This window comes from Rhizobium sp. B21/90, assembly GCF_019355815.1.
Taxonomy (GTDB): Bacteria; Pseudomonadota; Alphaproteobacteria; order Rhizobiales; family Rhizobiaceae; genus Rhizobium; species Rhizobium rhododendri.
Map to the genome: position 1 here is coordinate 978599 of NZ_CP072163.1, position 17875 is coordinate 996473.

Here is a 17875-nt window from a genome sequence, read left to right on the forward strand (position 1 = left end):
GGGAGGTTAAACTTCCAGCGCCCGGGAAGGTGCTCGCGGCGGCAAGCCGCGAGCACTATCGATCATTTCGGATAGCCGGCCTTCTTCATATCGCGCTCGACCTGTTTCTGGGCATTGTCGAGGGCGGCGGTGACGGTCTGCTGACCGGCAAGCGCGGACGATATCTGCTGGCCGACGATGGTGCCGATGCCCTGGAACTCAGGAATGGCGACGAACTGGACGCCGGTGTAGGGCACCGGATCCTTCGTGGCCTTGGTCGGATCGGCCGACAGGATGGCCTTCAGCACGGCGGCGGCAAATGGCGCTGCCTTCTGGTACTCCGGCAGGTCATAGGTCGATTTGCGCGTGCCCGGCGGCACGGCGACCCAACCTTCCTTCTCTCCCACCAGCTTCACATAGTCCTTGGAGGTCGCCCATTTGACGAACGACTTGGCGGCCTCGACCTTGGTCGATGTTGCCGGGATCGCCAGGTTCCACGACCACGACCAGCTGGCGCCGTTCGGGGTGACCGCTATCGGGGCGGCCGTGAAAGCGATCTTGTCGGCGACTTTGCTCTGTTTCGGATCGAACACGCGGCCGGCGGCCGACGTCGCGTCGATCCACATGGCGCAATGGCCGGTCGCAAACAGCGCCTGGTTTTCATTGAAGCCATTCGATGTCACACCGGGAGGACCGTATTTGGTCAGCAGCTCGACGTAGTCGGTGACGGCCTTCTTCCAGGGTGCCGAATTGATCTGCGGCTTCCATTTCATGTCGAACCAGCTGCCGCCATAGGTGTTGATCATGGTTCCGAGGAACGCCATGTTCTCGCCCCAGCCCGGCTTGCCGCGAAGGCAGATACCGTACTGCTCCTTCGACTTGTCGGTGAGCTTGGCCGCGTATTCCTTGATCTGGTCGTAGGTCGGCTGCTCCGGCATCTTGAGACCGGCCGCATCAAACAGGTCCTTGCGGTACAGCGTGAACGAGCTTTCGGTGTAGAACGGTACTGCGTAGAGCTTGCCGTCGACTGTCAGGCCGGCCTTGATCGGTGCCAGAAGGTCGTCGTAGTCATAGTCGCTGCCGAGATCGCCAACCGGCTCCAGCCAGCCGGACTTGCCCCAGATCGGCGCCTCGTAGCCACCGATGGTCATGATGTCAAACTGGCCGCTCTTCGTGGCAATGTCGGTGGTCAGCTTCTGGCGAAGGACATTTTCCTCGAGCACCACCCAGTTCAGCTTGTTGCCCGTCTTCTTCTCCCACTCGGGCGCCAGCTTCTGCATGATGATCATGTCACCGTTGTTGACGGTGGCAATCGTCAGTTCCTCGGCCTGGGCCATTCCCGCCATCAGGCCGATGCCGACGGCGGATGCGGTCAGCGTGCGAATAGTTGTTGTCATGACTTCGTTTCTCCTCCCGAAAGGAAACCTAAACATAAAATTACATGCGTAAAGTTTTATCGCAACGAAGCGCCCTGCTGTCAACCGACCGGAGATGGCCGCTGCCGAATTTTCGGTCATATCTCGAAAATCACTTAGCATAATGGCTATTTCGTTTGCTTGATTGCGCTTACCTGCACAGGCGATAAGCAATTCGTAAGGCGTGCTTTAATTTACTCGCGTCAAATTCTGTTGACTCGCGATTTCCCTTTCTTTAGCCAAGACGGACCGCCGCATTGCATTATCCGTCCTTGGCGGGGCGAGGGAGGTAAGATGTCTGCTTTACAGACCGGAGGGCTTGCGCCTGAAGCGCTCGGGCCGACGATCACGATCGGCGAAATCCTGGTGGAGATCATGGCAACGACGGTCGGCCACGGTTTTCTGGAGCCGCAGGCCCTGATCGGCCCCTTTGCCAGCGGCGCGCCCGCGATCTTCATCGACCAGGTCGCGCGCATGGGCGGATCGGCTGGCATCATCGCCAGCGTCGGTAACGACGATTTCGGCAAGCTCAATATCGACAGGCTGCGGCGCGACGGTGTCGACGTCTCAGCCATATCTGTCATCGGCGATCTCCCAACGGGGAGCGCTTTCGTACGTTACCGGCCGGATGGCGCCCGCGATTTCGTGTTCAATATCGCCAGCTCCGCTGCCGGCCGGATCCAGCTGACGGCGCCTGCAACGGCGCTGATCGAGCGCAGCGGCCACTTGCATGTCATGGGATCGGCTTTCGCCATTCCGGGCGCCTCCGACATCATCCATTTTGCTGTCTCGGCGATAAAGGCCCGCGGCGGCTCGGTATCCTTCGACCCTAATGTTCGCAAGGAACTGGCGAATGGCGGGGAGGGCAGGCAGCTGCTCGACGATATGCTCGCCGTCACCGACCTCCTGCTCCCGTCCGACGACGAACTGCTGATCGCAGCCGATACCAGCGACGAACCGACGGCCATCGACAAGCTCCTTGGTATTGGCATTGGCGAGATCGTGCTGAAGCGCGGCCGCCATGGGTCTTCCTGTTTCGCACCCGGCTCGCCGCCGCTTCATGCAGCCGCCTTCGCGGTTTCCGAAGTCGATCCGACCGGCGCCGGCGATTGTTTCGGCGCCACCTATCTTACTGCCCGGCGAATGGGCTCGACGCCGGAGCGTGCGCTGTTGCTGGCCAACGCCGCCGGCGCCCGCAACGTCACGCGGCAAGGGCCGATGGAAGGTGTTTCCAGCCTTGAGGAACTGCAGGAATTTGCGCGAACCACACCGAGGGTGATCTGATGAACCAGCTGCTGACACGCCTCGCTTCTTCCCGGCAAGAGGGCTCGCCGTTCGGCATCACCTCTGTCTGCTCCGCCCACCCGACGGTGCTGCGGGCAGCGTTGCGCCGCGCCAGAAACAGCGGCCGGCAGGTGCTGATCGAGGCAACGTGCAACCAGGTCAACCAGTTTGGCGGCTACACCGGCATGACGCCGGCAGACTTCATCGGCTTCGTCTGCGGGATCGCCGCAGACGAAGGCCTCGAGCGCTCCCGCATCCTTTTCGGCGGCGATCATCTCGGTCCAAACCCCTGGAAGAAAGAGACTGCCGAGGCGGCCATGTCGAAATCTGAGACGCTGGTCCGACACTACGTTCTGGCAGGCTTCAGCAAGATCCATCTGGATACGTCAATGGCTTGCGCCGGCGAGCAAGCGAGCCTCGGCGACCGGATCATCGCCGAGCGGGCAGCCCGCCTTGCCGCAGTCGCCGAGCAGGCCGCCCGGGCCAACGGCCTCGCCATGCCGGTCTACGTGCTCGGCACCGAGGTACCGACACCCGGCGGCGCCGACCACGCCCTCGATACAGTGGCGCCGACTTCAGCCATTGACGCACGTTCGACCATCGAGATCCACCGCGAGGTATTCGAGCGGGCAGGACTTGCCGATGCCTTCTCCCGGGTAATCGCCTTCGTCGTCCAGCCCGGCGTCGAATTCGGCAATGCCAACGTCATAGCCTACAGGCCAGAAGCGGCATTCGATCTCGGCGCTGTCCTCGACGCGGTCCCGCAATTTGTCTTCGAGGCCCATTCCACTGACTACCAGACCGTCGAGGCGCTGTCGGCTTTGGTGCGCGATGGCTATCCGATCTTGAAGGTCGGACCGGGCCTAACTTTTGCCTACCGCGAATCGCTGTACGGGCTCGACCTGATCGCGTCGGAACTGGTCCCGGGCTATGGCGACCGGTCGCTTATGCGAGCCATGGAAGACACGATGCTCGCCGATCCCGCGAACTGGCTTGGCCATTATCATGGGGAGGCGAATGCGCTGAGAGTGGAGCGGCATTACAGTTACAGCGACCGGATCCGCTATTACTGGGGCAAGCCGCAAGCGACGGAAGCAGTGGAAAATCTGCTGATGGCGTTGCGGGGCGTCGTCATCCCGGAAACCGTCGCCAGGCAGTTCCTACCGAGCCTTGTCATTCCGTCGGGGCGGCCGATAGATGCCGAACTCGTTCTCATCCAGTCTGTCGATGCCGTCCTTGAGACGTACGACGCCGCGTGCCTGGAGCAACCGACGTCGGCTCGATGCGGCGGCGACATCGCTTAGCGCATCGGCGGATAGGTGATTTTCAGGGGGGGGGCATGGCGATCGAGGTGCGAGCGCCATGCCGAAGATCAATAGATGCCTGGGATCACTCTGCGGCCTGCAACGCGGGGATCTCGGGGGTACCCGAAAGCTCCCCCCTCATCGCGGCCGCAAACTGGACTTCGTCCAGCTCGTTTTCCCAACGTGCCACGACCACAGTCGCGACCGCATTGCCGACCAGATTGGTCAGCGCACGGCATTCCGACATGAAGCGGTCGATACCGAGGATAAGCGCCATGCCGGCGATCGGCACAGAGGGGACAACCGACAGTGTTGCGGCCAGCGTGATGAAGCCCGCGCCGGTGATGCCTGCAGCGCCCTTGGAGCTCAGCATCGCCACTGCCAGGAGCAGGAGCTGGTCGCCGAGCGTCAGCGGTGTGTCGGTTGCCTGGGCAATGAACAGTGCCGCCAGCGTCATATAGATATTGGTGCCATCGAGATTGAACGAATAACCGGTCGGAATGACCAGCCCGACGACCGACCGCTTGACGCCGGCCCGCTCCATCTTGTTCATCAGGCCCGGCAAAGCAGCCTCCGAGGACGACGTGCCGAGCACGAGCAGAAGCTCTTCCTTGATATAACGGATCAGGTTGAGGATTGAGAATCCGTTGTACCAGCCGACGGCCCCGAGCACGACCAGCACGAACAGGAGCGACGTCAGGTAGAACGTCCCGATCAGGAAGGCGAGATTGGCAATGGAGCCGATCCCGTATTTGCCGATGGTAAAGGCCATGGCACCGAAGGCGCCGATGGGCGCAAAGCGCATCAGGATGGCGACGAGACGAAAGATCGGGGCCGTAAGGGCCTGAAGGAAATCCGAAACCACGCGTCCACGCTCACCGACGGCACCGAGCGCGATGCCAAAGAACACCGAGAAGAACAGCACCTGCAAGATATCGCCCTTGGCAAAGGCGCCGACGATGGTATCGGGGATGATGTTCATCAGGAAGCCGATGATCGTCGCATCGTGCGCCTGGGCGGCATAGGTGTTGACCGCCTTGGTGTCGAGAGTGGCCGCATTGATATGCATGCCCGCGCCGGGCTGCAGGACATTCGACACCACGAGGCCGACGACGAGAGCAAGCGTCGAGAAGATGAGAAAGTAGAGCAGCGCCTTGCCGACGACGCGACCGAACTTCTTCAGGTCCGACATGCCGGCGATACCCGTCGTCACCGTCAGGAAGATGACGGGGGCGATGACCATGCGTACAAGCTTGATGAAGGCATCGCCAAGCGGCTGCATGGAAGCGCCGACCTGGGGATAGAAATGGCCGAGCAGAATACCGGCGGCAATGGCCGTCAGAACCTGCACGTACATCTGTCGATAAAAGGGAAGTTTGCCCTTGGTCGGGCTACCAGCGTCAGGAATTATCACAAGATCCTCCTCTTCGCCCAAACCGATCTCTCGGCCCTCCGGGCTGCAAATGACAAGCAGCCCTCCGACTGCAAGCTACATGACTAGCAACATCCATGCCAAACTCCCCAAGCGTCATAAGTGTTTGCTTAAAATAGACTTTGGTGAAAGCCGTTCGGCCAATTGGGCGCTTGCAGTGCGGAAATCCGCACAAAACCGTTGAGGTCTGGCCGGGATTATGCACAGATGCAGCATGCTTCATCGCCCCCAACCTCACAACCAGACGCCTCTGGACCTTGCCAAGCGACACCGCCGCGTATGGCTTGCCTTTGCTGCTACCAGCGCGCTGGTCCTGACCGTTGTCCTTTATACGGCCGGCGTCTATGGACGCTCGGTTGCAGTACATGCGCTGGCAGACCAGGGGCGGACCGATGCCAATCTGAAAATCGCCTTGCTGCGGGCAGTCCTCGAGCGGCCACGCGCCCTGCCGTTGCTGCTGGCCGACGACCTGCAGGTTCGCGACGCCCTTGCTACCGCAGACGACCAGCCCGTGCGGCTACTGGATCGCAAACTTGAAAGCCTGGTCTCCGGCACCAAGGCCTCCGTGCTCTATGTCATCGACCGAAACGGCATCGCGATTGCCTCCAGCAACTGGCAGGACCAGCTGACATTCGTCGGCAAGGATTACTCCTTCCGCGACTATTTTCGCCGCGCCATTGTCGACGGAACGGCCGAACATTTTGCCCTCGGCAACACCAGCAATCGGCCCGGCCTCTATATCTCCCGCCGCGTCGGAGACCCTCGGTCACCCATCGGCGTGGTCGTCGTCAAGATGGAGTTCGATCAGCTGGAAGCCGACTGGCGCGAGACGGCGCGCCCTGCCTATGTCACCGACGACCGGGGCATCGTCCTTGTGACCAGCATCCCGTCCTGGCGTTTCATGACGGATGCACCGCTGGCAAGCGACCGCCTGTCGGCCATCCGCCGAAGCCTGCAGTTTGGCGACGCGACGCTCACTCCCCTGCCGATCACCGCGCCGGTGGCGCTCGATGCGGATGCCTCGATCGTCCGCGCCGTGCTGCCTGGCACCAACGCTGGAGAATATCTGCGCCTGAAAGCGCCGGTGCCCTCGACGCCGTGGACGCTGAACTATCTCGTGCCGACGGACGCTGCGATTGCGACCAATATCCGCGAGGATCGCTTCATCGCGCTTGCGATAGTCCTGCCGGTGCTGGCGCTTGCCGCCTTCCTGTTGCGTCGCCGGCATGTCTCGGCGATGGAGCTTGCCGTCGGACGGGTGGCGCGGGAGGAACTGGAACGCCGGGTGCTCGAGCGCACCGACGATCTCAGCCGCGCTCGGGATCGCCTCGAGGCGGAGATCTCCGGCCACCGGACCACCGAGGCAAAGCTACAGGTGGTCCAGCAGGAACTCGTCCAGGCGAACCGGCTGGCGATCCTCGGCCAGGTCGCGGCCGGCGTCGCCCATGAAATCAACCAGCCGGTTGCCACCATCCGTGCCTATGCCGACAACGCCCAGATCTTTCTGGAACGCCATCAGCCCGGGCCGGCCAGGGAAAACCTCAGCCTGATCGCCGCGCTGACCGAGCGGATCGGCACGATTACCGAGGAGCTGAAGGCCTTTGCCCGCAAGGGCCGGACCTCGCCCGTGCCGGTCGATGTCCGCGGCATCATCGAAGGTGCCGTGGTGCTGCTCCGCAGCCGTTTTGCCGGGCAAATCGAGGCCCTGGCGATCGACCTGCCGCCACGGGGTATGATGGTCATGGGCACCCGCGTCCGCCTCGAGCAGGTGCTGATCAATCTCTTCCAAAATGCGCTGGAAGCGCTCGAGGGGCGCAACGACGCGCGGGTTGCGGTATCGGTCTGCGAGACAGCGCACGAAATCGCCATCAGCATCGCCGACAACGGGCCGGGCATCGCGCCGGAAATTCTCGATTCGCTGTTTACCCCGTTCAACACCTCGAAGCCCGGCGGCCTTGGTCTTGGCCTCGTCATCTCCAAGGACATCGCGGCCGATTTCGGCGGTCGCATCGATGTCGACAGCGGCGAGACCGGCACGCGCTTCGTCCTCCATCTGCCAAAGGCACCCTCATGAAAGAAGCGCCGCTCATCCTGCTCGTCGACGACGATACCGACCTGCTGCGGGCAACGGCCCAGACACTTGAACTTGCCGGCTTTTCCGTCAGCGCATTTTCGCGCCCACGCGATGCGGTCGAGGCCCTCGACATCGCTGCCGTCAGCGTCGTCGTTTCGGATATCCGGATGCCGCAGATGGACGGGCTGGAGCTTTTTGCCCGCGTCCAGCAACAGGACGACGACCTGCCGGTGATCCTGATGACCGGCCACGGCGATATCCCGATGGCGGTGCAGGCCATCAAGGACGGCGTCTACGACTTCATTCCGAAACCCTTCGCGGCGGACAGGCTGGTGCAGAGCGTGCGGCGGGCCATCGAGAAACGGCGGCTCGTTCTCGACAACAGGAGGCTGCGCGAAGCAACGGACCAGGCGCAGGACGGCCTGCCGCTGATCGGCCAGACACCGGCGATGGAGCGGCTGCGGCGCACCCTGCGCCAGATTGCCGATACCGATGTCGACGTGCTCGTGACAGGCGAGACGGGTAGCGGCAAGGAGGTCGTGGCAAGCCTGCTGCATCGCTGGAGCCGCCGCTCGAAGGGAAATTTCGTCGCGCTCAATTGCGGCGCGCTGCCGGAAAGCGTGATCGAGAGCGAGCTGTTCGGCCACGAAGCCGGCGCTTTCACCGGCGCCCAGAAGAAGCGCATCGGCCGCATCGAACACTCCGGCGAGGGCACGCTGTTTCTGGACGAGATCGAGAGCATGCCGCAGTCGGCGCAGGTCAAGATGCTGCGGGTGCTGGAGATGCGCGAAGTCACACCGCTCGGCACCAATGACATCCGGCCGGTCGATCTTCGTGTCGTCGCGGCCGCCAAGGTCGACCTGAGCGATCCTGGTCAGCGGCAAGGCTTTCGCGAGGATTTGTTCTATCGGCTCAACGTGGTGACCATCTCCATTCCGCCGCTGCGCGACCGGCGCGCCGACATCCCGCTTCTTTTCGGCCATTTCGTCGATCGCGCCGCCGTCCGGTTCAACAAGCCGCCACCGGCCGTGCCGCCGGACGTACACCGCTATCTCCAGGCGCACAAATGGCCGGGCAACGTCCGAGAACTGGCGCATTTCGCTGAGCGCTTCGTCCTCGGCCTCGCCGACACCGGCCCTGCGGCGCCTGGAACCCATGACGGGTCCAGCCCGATCCTATCGCTGCCTGCGCGGATGGAGCAATACGAAGCCGATCTGATCCGAAGCACTCTCCGGGATCATGACGGCGACATCAGGCTGACGATCGAAGCACTCGGTATCCCCCGCAAGACGTTCTACGACAAGCTGCAAAGGCACGGTATTACGCGCGGAGACTATGTGAAGTAGGGGCTGGCGCCTCAGGCACGCTCGGCGCTGACACCACCCGGACGCTGGAGGTAGCGGCCCATCTGCTTGGTGCCTTTCAGACTATCGCCGTTGACGATGGTCTTGCCCCGGAGGATGACACGCACCGGCCAGCCGGTGACCTCGAGGCCCTCATAGGGCGTGTAGTCGGCGCCGTGATGCAGGATATCGTTGGTGATGGTTACGGACCGCAGGGGATCCCAGAGAGCGATATCGGCATCCGAGCCAATGGCGATGGTGCCCTTCTGCGGATAGAGGCCGTATTGTTTCGCATGATTTGTGGACGACAGCGCGACAAAGCGGTTGAGATCGATCCGCCCCTTGCCGACACCCTCGGAGAACAGGATCGGCAACCGCGTCTCGACACCCGGAATGCCGTTCGGTATCCAGCGGAAATTGCGCTTTCCCTTCTCATTGAGCTTGCCCTGGTCGTCGTCGTAGCGGAACGGGCAATGGTCAGACGAGAACAATTCGAACGTACCGTTCTGCAAGCCTTCCCAGCAGGCGATCTGGCTTTCCGCATCGCGCGGCGGCGGCGAGCAGACGAACTTGGCGCCTTCCAGCTCGGCCGCATCGAGATCGTCAGCGGTCAGCATGAGATATTGCGGGCAGGTTTCGCCGGCGACATTGACGCCGCGTGAGCGCGCCCGCTGGATCTCTTCCATCGCCTGACGATTGGAGACATGCACGATAACGATCGCCGTCTCGACGATTTCGGCAAGCGACAGGGCGCGATGGGTGGCTTCCCGCTCGGCGGCAATCGGCCGGCTGGAGGCGTGGTATTTCGGCGCGAGCTCGCCTTGCGCCTCGTGCTTGCCGATCAGAAACTGGATGGCGTCTTCGTTCTCGCAATGGACCATGACGACAGCACCGGACCGTCTTGCGGCGTCGAGCGTATCGAGGATCTGGTCATCGCGAAGCCGCAGGCTTTCATACGTCATAAACACCTTGATCGAGGTGTAGCCGTCATTGACCAGCGCCGGAAGCTCCTGGCCGAGCACGGCCGCGGTCGGGTCGGTGACGACGAGATGAAAGGCGACATCGACGTAGCACTCCCCATCGGCCTTGGCGTGATAGACTTTCAGGCCTTCGCGCAGGCTGGTGCCCTTCTCCTGCATACAGAAAGGCAGCACCGTCGTGTTGCCGCCAAAGGCCGCTGACAACGTGCCGCTGGCAAAATCGTCGGCCATGACGATACCGTCGCCGGAAGGCTGGGCAAGATGTACGTGGCTGTCAATGCCTCCCGGCATGACATAGAGCCCTGTCGCGTCGATAATCTCGGCGGCATCAGCGAGACCAGTCTCAATCGCCGCGATCCGGCCATCGATAATGCCGACGTCGCATTTGAACGTTTCGCTATCGGTTACGACAGTTCCGTTCCTGATGATCGTATCGAACCGCATGCTGCACTCTCTCTTTTTCAGGCTCTTCTTCAGGCTGTCGCGCTGAGCATGCCGACGTCACTGCCAAGGATCGCGTCAAGCGACGCAATCAACCGGTCGACTTCCTCCAGCGTGTTGTAGTGGACCATGGAGACGCGCACCGCCCCATGATATTGCGGCAAGCCGATGTGGTCGCCAAGCCGTCGCGCGTGGAAATCTCCGAAGCGGATGGCGATCTTGTGGGCATCCATGGCCTTGCAGATGCTTTCGGAATTGCGCCCCTCGAATGCAAAGCTGATGGTCGGTATGCGGCTTCCGCGCGCATTATCGCGTTCGCCGAAAATACGGCAGTCGTTGCGGCTGCCGAGATAGGCGAGCAGCCGGTCCGCCAACGCGTTTTCCTGCTTCGCGATGACGTCGAAGGCCGCGACGATCTTTTCACGGAGACTGCCGCTTGCGCCAGCGCGTTCACCGAGTTCGGCAAGATAATCGACGATGCCGGTCAGCGAATAAGCGAGCTCGTAGTTGGCATTGCCGGGCTCGAGCTTGCCGGGTACTTTGTCCCGCCCGTAGAAGAAATGATAGAGCGGATCCAGCTCGAGCAGATGATCGTATTTGCCGTACATCATCGCGTAGTGGGGGCCGTAGGTCTTGTAGAGGCTGAAGACGTAATAATCGACATCCCATGCCTGCACGTCGATGGCGCGGTGTGGCGCGTAGGCGACGGCGTCGACGCAGATGCGGGCGCCGCGTGCATGGACGAAAGCGGCGATCTCGGCGATTGGATTGATCGATCCGAGAATATTCGAGACATGGGTGACGCAGACGAGCTTCGTCCGCTCCGTCATCAACGGCGCGAGATCGGCCATGTCGAGCACGTAGGTCTCGGTATCGAGCGGCCAGAACTTGAGGACGATACCGGCATCCGTCAGACCTTCCCAAGGGCCGATGTTCGATTCGTGGTCGGAGATCGTGACGATGATCTCATCGCCCGGCTTCAGCTGGCTGCGCATGCCCTTCGCCAGGTTCTGCAGCAGGACAGTCGTCGAGCCGCCGAAGACGATTTCCTCGGGACGCGACGCATTGACCAGCAGCATTGCCGCCATACGCCCGTCCGCAAGCGCCTTTGCCGCCTGCAGCGAGACGTCATAGCTGCCGCCGATCTGGACGTTCTTGTCATAGAGGAAGCTGGTCATGCGATCGACCGCCGGCTTCAGGATTTGCGAACCACCGGCGTTGTCGAAAAATGTCCATCCGTTGCCGAGCCCTGGAAACTGGCTTCTGGCAAAATCGATGTCGAGGGGGCGTTGCATGAGGTGATCTCTCCCGGAATATTTTGTTTTTCAGTGATTGAGAACGGCGCGCAGGAAGCTTTTGGTGCGCTCCTGTTGCGGCGCGTCGAATATCTCCGCCGGCGTGCCGGCCTCGATGATGCGCCCGCCATCCATGAAGATCACCCTGTCGGCTACCTGGCGGGCAAAGCCCATCTCGTGGGTGACGACGATCATCGTCACGCCGGTGCCGGCGAGCTTGCGCATGACGTCAAGCACCTCGCCGACCATTTCCGGATCGAGCGATGAGGTCGGTTCGTCGAACAACAGCACCCGCGGCTCCATGGCCAGCGCCCGGGCAATGGCGACGCGCTGCTGCTGGCCGCCGGAAAGCTGCTCCGGATATTTGTCAGACTGCTCGGAAATGCCGACACGGGTCAGCAACTCGCGCGCCTTGCGGGCGGCATCCGCAGTTGTCGTGCCGCGCACCCGCATTGGCGCCAGCATGACGTTTTTCAGCACGGTCAGGTGCGGAAACAGGTTGAACGACTGAAACACCATGCCGACTTCGGCGCGGACCTGCGCCAGCGCCTTGCCGCGCTCGACCTTGATGCCGTCAACATGGATTGTGCTCTCCGGCGAAAATCCCTCGAGATGGTTGATGCAGCGGATCAGCGTCGACTTGCCGGAGCCGGATGGCCCAATGACGCAGACCACCTCGCCTTCGCCGATCTCGAGATCGATGCCGTGTAGCACCTCGAAATCGCCGTATGACTTCTTGAGGCCCTGGATGCTGATGATCGGTCTCATGAGCGCCTCCCGACATTGAAGCGTTTCTCAAGCCGGGCAACGATGGTCACCAGCGGCCAGAGGAAGGCGACATAGATAATGGCAGCGCCGATCAACGGAGAGGGGTTGGCCATCAGCGCCTGCGCCTGTGTCGCCTGCTTCAGCAGATCCGGCATGGCGACGACGGAGGCGAGCGCCGTGTCCTTGATGACGTTGATGCAGTTGTTGGTCAGCGGCGGGATGACGATCTTGATCGCCTGCGGCAGGATGACGTCGATCATCATCGGCCGGTAGGAAAGACCCAGCGCCTCCGAAGCCTCGAACTGGCCACGAGGGATAGCCTCGATGCCGGCCCGGAAAATCTCCGCAGTATAGGCAATCGACACGAGTGTCAGGGCTGCCACCGCCGAGAAGAACGGCGAAAAGCGGATGCCGACGAAGGGCAGGGCATAGTAGACGATGATCAACAAAACGAGCAGCGGGATGGACCGAAAGAAATCCGTATAGATCTTGGCGATCGCCCGCACCGGTGCCGGCGCGTAGAGGCGAAGCAGCGCCAGGAACATGCCGCCGACAAGGCCGGCGAAAATGCTGGTGATACCGATCTCCAGCGTCACCCAGAGCCCCGATATCAAAAGTGGAAACGCCCTGATGAGGACAGGAACGTTGAAGAATGTCGTGAATATATCCATGAAACCGCCGGTCAGATCGTCGGGAAAAGGATGGCGACATCAGCCGCCATCCCCGTCGGGCTAGCCGGTTACTTGGCGGCCGGCATATCCATGACCTTGACCGTCGAGGTGGTGTCTTCGGCCTTTGCGCCGAACCATGTCTGGTGCAGCTTGGCGATATAGCCTTCGCCCTTCAGCGTGGTGATGACGTCGTTGACCTGCTTGGCAAGAGCATCGCCCTTGTTGAACATGATCGAATACTTCTCGCCCGTCGGAATACGCTCGACGACTTTCAGGTTCGGCTTGTCCTTGACGTAATACTGCAGAGCCGGGATGTCGCTGATGTAGCCGTCGATGCGGCCGGCAACGAGATCGAGCATCGCAGGCTGCAAGCCTTCGAAGCGGCGGATTTCGCCGAGCCCGTATTTGCCGGTGTTCTCGGTCGCCCACATGTCGCCGGTGGAACCGGTATCGACACCCACGACCTTGCCCTTCATCCCGGCAAGATCGGCAATGCCGCTGGCTGCCGTCACCGTCAGCGACTGGTCGCTATCGTAGTAGGGCTGGGCGAAGGTGACGGATTCGAGGCGCTTGGGCGTGATGGTGATCGACGAAACGGCCATGTTAATGCGGCCGGATTGCACCGCTGAGAATAGCCCGTTGAACGGGATGTTGACGAACTCGACAGACTTGCCGAGACGCTTGGCAATCTCGGTGACAAGATCGACTTCAAAGCCGACAGTCTTGCCGGTATCGTCCTGGAACTCCCAGGGGACATTGCCGATGTTGGCACCGACCGAGAGATCGGCTGCGAAAGAGATCGAAGATCCGGCAAAGGCCAGGATTGCTGTGAGAATGGTTGTTTTTAGAAATGACGGAGTGCGCATGGGTTCCCCTTGATTTATTTTACCCATCAGTTTTATGTGGTCGAACTGGTCAGACCAGTTCGACCAATCAAGCATGGCGGCCTGGCATTTGCAAGACGGCAATAAAGTAAAATAGAGTTCACGACATTAGTGGCACGACATCATCGGCCGCGCCGGCACAAAGAAGACGTTGAATGCTCACCAGAACACTCGTTCCCCAATCGGCCGCCCGGCTTATCCAGGATATGATCAAGGCCGGGGAGTTGAAGGCAGGACAAAAGATCCCCTCGCAGCGGGAGTTTTCCGTTCGACTTGGCATCAGCCGGGCATCGCTGCGCGAGGCGCTGCTGACGCTCGAAACGCTGGGCCTGCTCAAGACAGAGGCGGGCAGGGGCACCTTCGTGGCCGGCAACCGCCCGTCGGCGACCAACGCCATGGCACCGTGGCGCTACGCCGACAGCTATTCGGTGTTCGATGTCTTCCAGACGCGCATCATGCTCGAAGGCAACATTGCGGCCCTTGCGGCCGGACGGTTGACGGGAGGCCAGCTGCAGGCAATGGAGGACGCGACGAGGACCATGGAGGAGTGCTGGGCCAGCGAGGATCTGCTGACGAATGTCGAAGCCGATCTCGAATTCCATGGCATCATCGCCTCGGGCTGCAGCAATGCAATGCTGCGGGCACTCTACCAGACGGTCCGCGAGCAGCTGACCGAAACGCAGCGACAGCCAATCCCGATCACCGAACCCTCGCGCATGCTGGCATCGGTGGCCGAGCATCGCGCCATCATCGCGGCGCTGAAATCCAACGATGTCGAACGCGCCAGGCTGGCCATGGAAACCCATGTGCGCAACACCGCGCGCTGCGCAGGTCTGTTTCCATGACACGCCACATGACCAGGTTTATTGCGCCGGCTATACAATAGAGCGACCAAAACAGCTATTCCGGTTGATCTTTGTCAAAGCCAAGCCGAGGGTGGAAGGTCCAAGTGATCTTGGACGGATCAACTCTCTCTCGGTGGTAAAGACAGCATGTATTCCAGGATAATTTGCGCCATAGGACTAGGCCCGCGTGAAAAGGCGGAACACATGTTGCGTCGCGCATCCGCGCTGCTCGACAGTGATGGCGAGATCATTGCGCTGCACGTCGTGGAATCAGTTCCGCATTACACACCCCAATCCGCGCCATCGAGCGCCGATATGGACTGGATGAGCGACGTCGAGGCAAAGTTAAAATCCCTCTGCTCGCGCCTCAACATCGAAGCCACCTACATGATCAAGGCCGGCCGCGTTGCCCCGACGATCCTCGATGCAGCCCGTGAGCGCAATGCCGACCTCGTCATCGTCGGCACCCATGTGCAGGACATCACGGATGCCCTGTTCGGGTCGATCGTCGACCGCGTCACGCGCGCGGCCAGTTGCTCGGTACTTGTTGATCGCCACTGAAACGGCGACCTGGGTTGCCTGCCGTCAGGAGACGGAAATCCCGCGGCAGAATATTGTTACGAACTCCCTGAGGTAGGGCACCCGCGTCAGGGGTCCGACCACAGCCTCGGATCGGTTTGGCGGATAGCCGAGGGCGACGTTCATGAGCATCTGGGCGATCATCGTTGCATCGTCGATGATCAGCCGTCCTTGCGCCTGCTGCTTCAGCAGCCAGGCCGTCAGCCGCTCGGACTCCTTGCTAGTCGTGCACCGGTAGATCTCCCAGAGCTCGGGATGGTCCTGCCCTTGGGTGTATACGATCCGTAGGATGGCATCCCGGTCGTCCAGCTCCGACTCATGACCGTCGGACGGTGGCAGAAGGATCGTCTCGAGGGTCTTGGCAACCGAGCCACCTTCGATTTCATCCGGAATTTCCAGGCGGACGGCAACCTCAACCACCGATGTGAAAAGGTCACGCTTGCTGGAGAACGCACTATAGAGCGTGGCCTTGGAGATTGCGCAGCGTGCGGCGATCATTTCCATCGTCGCGTCGACGAAACCCACCTCGATGAAAACCCTGAGGGCGGTCTCGACGATACTTGTCTTGCGGAGATCGGGGTCCAGGCGGGGTCGGCCGCGAGGCAACCGGTGAACCGTTTCATTTTCAGTGACAGACATATCTGTGCCGCTTAAATCTTTATAGCGTGAACGCCGTCACGCCGACGGAGCCGAACAAGCCTGCAAATGCAATGACTGACAAAAGTCACACAGTTAAATATCGAACCGAACCGTACAGTTCGATATACCATCGCGGCGGGCGTTGCAAGTCACATCCTTTCGCGGTGCAGCATGGAGACGGATGCCTCTATGATCGTATGGCGCGACCTGCCATGTGTCAGCGGACTTGCATCGACCCGCAAATTCCGCTGTAGCTTTCCAGATATCGCCGTCAAGGAAAGAATCTCCATGAGGAACTGGACGAGAGCAAGGCGCAACGCATGTGCAGGAGAGCATCTGGCGACGGTCGCGCGCGCATCGTTGATCCGACCGGCTCGACGTCTGGCAATCTGGGGAGCAGTTTCCACCAGCCTTCTGATTTTCGGTCCTGCGCCTGCAGAGGCGGCCAAAAGCTCGCTCGATCTCGGCATGACGATCGAGCCTTCGGGCCTCGACCCGACCATCGCCGCTCCCGTCGCCATCGGCCAGGTCAGCTGGCAGAACATTTTCGAGGGACTGGTCGCGATAGACGAGGCCGGCAAGGTGCAGCCGCAGCTGGCCAAAGGCTGGGAAATCTCGCCGGACGGCCTGACCTATACGTTCCATCTGCAATCCGGCGTCAAATTCCACGACGGCCAGCCATTTGATTCGACAACCGCCAAATTCACCCTGGATCGCGCCCGTGGCAGCAGCTCGGTCAATCCGCAAAAGCGGTTTTTCACCACCATCGCCTCCATCGACACGCCGGATCCGCAAACCCTTGTGCTGCATCTGTCGGCACCGACGGGCAGCCTGCTCTCTTGGCTCGGCTGGCCGGCGGCCGTCATGGTGTCACCCAATTCGGCCGCCGACGACAAGACCAGACCGATCGGCACCGGCCCGTTCAGGTTCGTCAGCTGGGCGAAAGGCGACAGGGTCGAGCTAGAAAGGAACGACAACTACTGGAACAAGACCGTGTCTGTCAGGCTGGACAAGGTGACGTTCCGGTTCATCTCCGATCCGCAGGCCCAGGCCGCGGCGTTGAAGTCCGGCGGCGTGGATGCCATTCCGGAATTTGCGGCACCGGAGCTGATGGCTTCCTTCGCAGGCGACGAGGCGCTTGTGACGAGGATCGGCAACACCGAACTCAAGGTCGTGGCCGGCATGAACAACAGCCAGAAGCCCTTCGACGACAAGCGCGTCCGGCAGGCGCTGATGATGGCGATCGACCGCAAGACGCTCGTCGACGGCGCCTGGTCTGGCCTCGGCACACCCATCGGTAGCCACTACACGCCGAACGATCCGGGCTTTCTCGACCTGACCGCCAGGTGGCCCTACGATCCGCAAAAGGCCAGGGCGCTTCTCGCCGATGCCGGCTATCCCCAAGGCCTTTCCTTCACCATCAAGTCGCCGCAGATGGCGTACGCTTCGCGCAGTGCGGAGATCATCCAGGCGATGCTGGCGGACATCGGCGTGACTGTCACCATCGAGACCACCGAATTTCCGGCCAAGTGGGTGCAGGATGTCATGCAGGACCAAAACTACCAGATGACCATCGTCGCCCATGCGGAGCCGATGGACATCGACATCTATTCGCGCGATCCCTACTACTTCAACTATCGCAACCCGGCCTTCGACGCCTTGATGAAGAAGGTGCAGGAAACCACGGATCCCGCCGAGCAGGCCGCGATCTACGGCAAGGCGCAGACCGTTCTCGCAGACGATGTGCCGGCGCTCTTTCTCTTCGTCATGCCGAAGCTCGGCGTCTGGAGCCGGAAATTGAAGGGGCTCTGGGAAAACGAGCCTGTCCCGTCGAACGTTCTCACCAATGTCTTCTGGGAAGAGTGAGAGCAAGCGTGGCCAAAACCCGAATCAGGACGCTTGAACAGCCGATGGTATTGCCATCCTCCTCGCCGAGCGTATC

The 17875-nt window shown here is 61.3% G+C and carries 15 protein-coding genes; 7 read left to right on the top strand and 8 right to left on the bottom strand.

Translation table 11 applies throughout. The features are described 5' to 3' along the window. Positions 1 to 62: 62 nt before the first annotated feature. Positions 63 to 1376, bottom strand: coding sequence for a sugar ABC transporter substrate-binding protein (locus J5278_RS22630; protein WP_219258378.1), 1314 nt, complete (start codon positions 1374 to 1376; stop codon positions 63 to 65). Between the two features lie 312 nt (positions 1377 to 1688). Between J5278_RS22630 and J5278_RS22635 the strand changes: the two genes are divergently transcribed. Next, entirely contained in the window at positions 1689 to 2678 is a 990-nt protein-coding gene (locus J5278_RS22635; RefSeq protein ID WP_209207154.1) for a sugar kinase, read from the top strand. Continuing rightward, the gene (locus J5278_RS22640; RefSeq protein ID WP_219258380.1) at positions 2678 to 3982 is read left to right on the top strand and encodes a D-tagatose-bisphosphate aldolase, class II, non-catalytic subunit; all 1305 of its coding nucleotides are present in this window, start codon (positions 2678 to 2680) and stop codon (positions 3980 to 3982) included. Before J5278_RS22635 ends, J5278_RS22640 begins: the two co-directional genes overlap by 1 nt. Positions 3983 to 4067: 85 nt before the next feature. Here the strand turns inward: J5278_RS22640 and J5278_RS22645 are convergent, their stop codons facing one another. Next, entirely contained in the window at positions 4068 to 5339 is a 1272-nt protein-coding gene (locus J5278_RS22645) for a dicarboxylate/amino acid:cation symporter (RefSeq protein ID WP_244615553.1), read from the bottom strand. 289 nt (positions 5340 to 5628) lie between these two features. Here J5278_RS22645 and J5278_RS22650 point away from each other — a divergent pair, with 289 nt between their 5' ends. Both J5278_RS22650 and J5278_RS22655 read left to right on the top strand, forming a co-directional pair. Beyond that, the gene (locus J5278_RS22650) at positions 5629 to 7488 is read left to right on the top strand and encodes an ATP-binding protein (RefSeq protein WP_257623411.1); all 1860 of its coding nucleotides are present in this window, start codon (positions 5629 to 5631) and stop codon (positions 7486 to 7488) included. Next, entirely contained in the window at positions 7485 to 8834 is a 1350-nt protein-coding gene (locus J5278_RS22655) for a sigma-54 dependent transcriptional regulator (protein ID WP_209186329.1), read from the top strand. The genes J5278_RS22650 and J5278_RS22655 overlap by 4 nt, the downstream gene beginning before the upstream one ends. 11 nt (positions 8835 to 8845) lie before the next feature. Here the strand turns inward: J5278_RS22655 and hydA are convergent, their stop codons facing one another. From hydA to J5278_RS22680, 5 genes are all read right to left on the bottom strand, one after another. Further along, positions 8846 to 10255 carry a dihydropyrimidinase gene (gene hydA, locus J5278_RS22660; RefSeq protein ID WP_219258384.1) on the bottom strand — a complete coding sequence of 470 codons (1410 nt, stop codon included), beginning with the start codon at positions 10253 to 10255 and terminating at the stop codon, positions 8846 to 8848. 29 nt (positions 10256 to 10284) lie between these two features. Next, positions 10285 to 11547, bottom strand: a complete 1263-nt coding sequence (locus J5278_RS22665; protein WP_219258386.1) for a cysteine desulfurase-like protein — start codon at positions 11545 to 11547, stop codon at positions 10285 to 10287. 30 nt (positions 11548 to 11577) lie between these two features. Continuing rightward, positions 11578 to 12315: an amino acid ABC transporter ATP-binding protein gene (locus tag J5278_RS22670; RefSeq protein WP_142832192.1), complete on the bottom strand. Its 738-nt coding sequence runs from the start codon at positions 12313 to 12315 to the stop codon at positions 11578 to 11580. Then, entirely contained in the window at positions 12312 to 12986 is a 675-nt protein-coding gene (locus J5278_RS22675) for an amino acid ABC transporter permease (RefSeq protein ID WP_143123379.1), read from the bottom strand. The genes J5278_RS22670 and J5278_RS22675 overlap by 4 nt, the downstream gene beginning before the upstream one ends. Positions 12987 to 13054: 68 nt before the next feature. Continuing rightward, positions 13055 to 13852, bottom strand: coding sequence for an ABC transporter substrate-binding protein (locus J5278_RS22680; protein WP_142832194.1), 798 nt, complete (start codon positions 13850 to 13852; stop codon positions 13055 to 13057). A 173-nt stretch (positions 13853 to 14025) separates the two neighbouring features. Between J5278_RS22680 and J5278_RS22685 the strand changes: the two genes are divergently transcribed. Both J5278_RS22685 and J5278_RS22690 read left to right on the top strand, forming a co-directional pair. After that, positions 14026 to 14715 (top strand): FadR/GntR family transcriptional regulator, encoded by a 690-nt coding sequence (locus J5278_RS22685; protein ID WP_142832195.1) that lies wholly within the window; start codon positions 14026 to 14028, stop codon positions 14713 to 14715. A gap of 204 nt (positions 14716 to 14919) precedes the next feature. Beyond that, positions 14920 to 15276: a universal stress protein gene (locus tag J5278_RS22690; protein WP_244615552.1), complete on the top strand. Its 357-nt coding sequence runs from the start codon at positions 14920 to 14922 to the stop codon at positions 15274 to 15276. A gap of 24 nt (positions 15277 to 15300) precedes the next feature. On the opposite strand, the gene J5278_RS22695 is transcribed toward J5278_RS22690, so the two are convergent. Beyond that, complete coding sequence (locus tag J5278_RS22695; protein ID WP_142832197.1) at positions 15301 to 15933, bottom strand: TetR/AcrR family transcriptional regulator; 633 nt, start codon at positions 15931 to 15933, stop codon at positions 15301 to 15303. Between the two features lie 288 nt (positions 15934 to 16221). Between J5278_RS22695 and J5278_RS22700 the strand changes: the two genes are divergently transcribed. Then, positions 16222 to 17799, top strand: a complete 1578-nt coding sequence (locus J5278_RS22700) for an ABC transporter substrate-binding protein (protein WP_143123378.1) — start codon at positions 16222 to 16224, stop codon at positions 17797 to 17799. The last annotated feature ends 76 nt before the right edge of the window (positions 17800 to 17875 follow it).

Bases quoted from the DNA above. Each gene is read 5' to 3' on its own strand.
- J5278_RS22675 (WP_143123379.1), bottom strand. From the start codon at position 12,986: ATGGATATATTCACGACATTCTTCAACGTTCCTGTCCTCATCAGGGCG.
- J5278_RS22685 (WP_142832195.1), top strand. From the start codon at position 14,026: ATGCTCACCAGAACACTCGTTCCCCAATCGGCCGCCCGGCTTATCCAG.
- J5278_RS22640 (WP_219258380.1), top strand. From the start codon at position 2,678: ATGAACCAGCTGCTGACACGCCTCGCTTCTTCCCGGCAAGAGGGCTCG.
- J5278_RS22630 (WP_219258378.1), bottom strand. From the start codon at position 1,376: ATGACAACAACTATTCGCACGCTGACCGCATCCGCCGTCGGCATCGGC.
- J5278_RS22650 (WP_257623411.1), top strand. From the start codon at position 5,629: ATGCTTCATCGCCCCCAACCTCACAACCAGACGCCTCTGGACCTTGCC.
- hydA (WP_219258384.1), bottom strand. From the start codon at position 10,255: ATGCGGTTCGATACGATCATCAGGAACGGAACTGTCGTAACCGATAGC.
- J5278_RS22665 (WP_219258386.1), bottom strand. From the start codon at position 11,547: ATGCAACGCCCCCTCGACATCGATTTTGCCAGAAGCCAGTTTCCAGGG.
- J5278_RS22670 (WP_142832192.1), bottom strand. From the start codon at position 12,315: ATGAGACCGATCATCAGCATCCAGGGCCTCAAGAAGTCATACGGCGAT.
- J5278_RS22695 (WP_142832197.1), bottom strand. From the start codon at position 15,933: ATGTCTGTCACTGAAAATGAAACGGTTCACCGGTTGCCTCGCGGCCGA.
- J5278_RS22690 (WP_244615552.1), top strand. From the start codon at position 14,920: ATGTTGCGTCGCGCATCCGCGCTGCTCGACAGTGATGGCGAGATCATT.
- J5278_RS22700 (WP_143123378.1), top strand. From the start codon at position 16,222: ATGAGGAACTGGACGAGAGCAAGGCGCAACGCATGTGCAGGAGAGCAT.
- J5278_RS22655 (WP_209186329.1), top strand. From the start codon at position 7,485: ATGAAAGAAGCGCCGCTCATCCTGCTCGTCGACGACGATACCGACCTG.
- J5278_RS22645 (WP_244615553.1), bottom strand. From the start codon at position 5,339: ATGTACGTGCAGGTTCTGACGGCCATTGCCGCCGGTATTCTGCTCGGC.
- J5278_RS22680 (WP_142832194.1), bottom strand. From the start codon at position 13,852: ATGCGCACTCCGTCATTTCTAAAAACAACCATTCTCACAGCAATCCTG.
- J5278_RS22635 (WP_209207154.1), top strand. From the start codon at position 1,689: ATGTCTGCTTTACAGACCGGAGGGCTTGCGCCTGAAGCGCTCGGGCCG.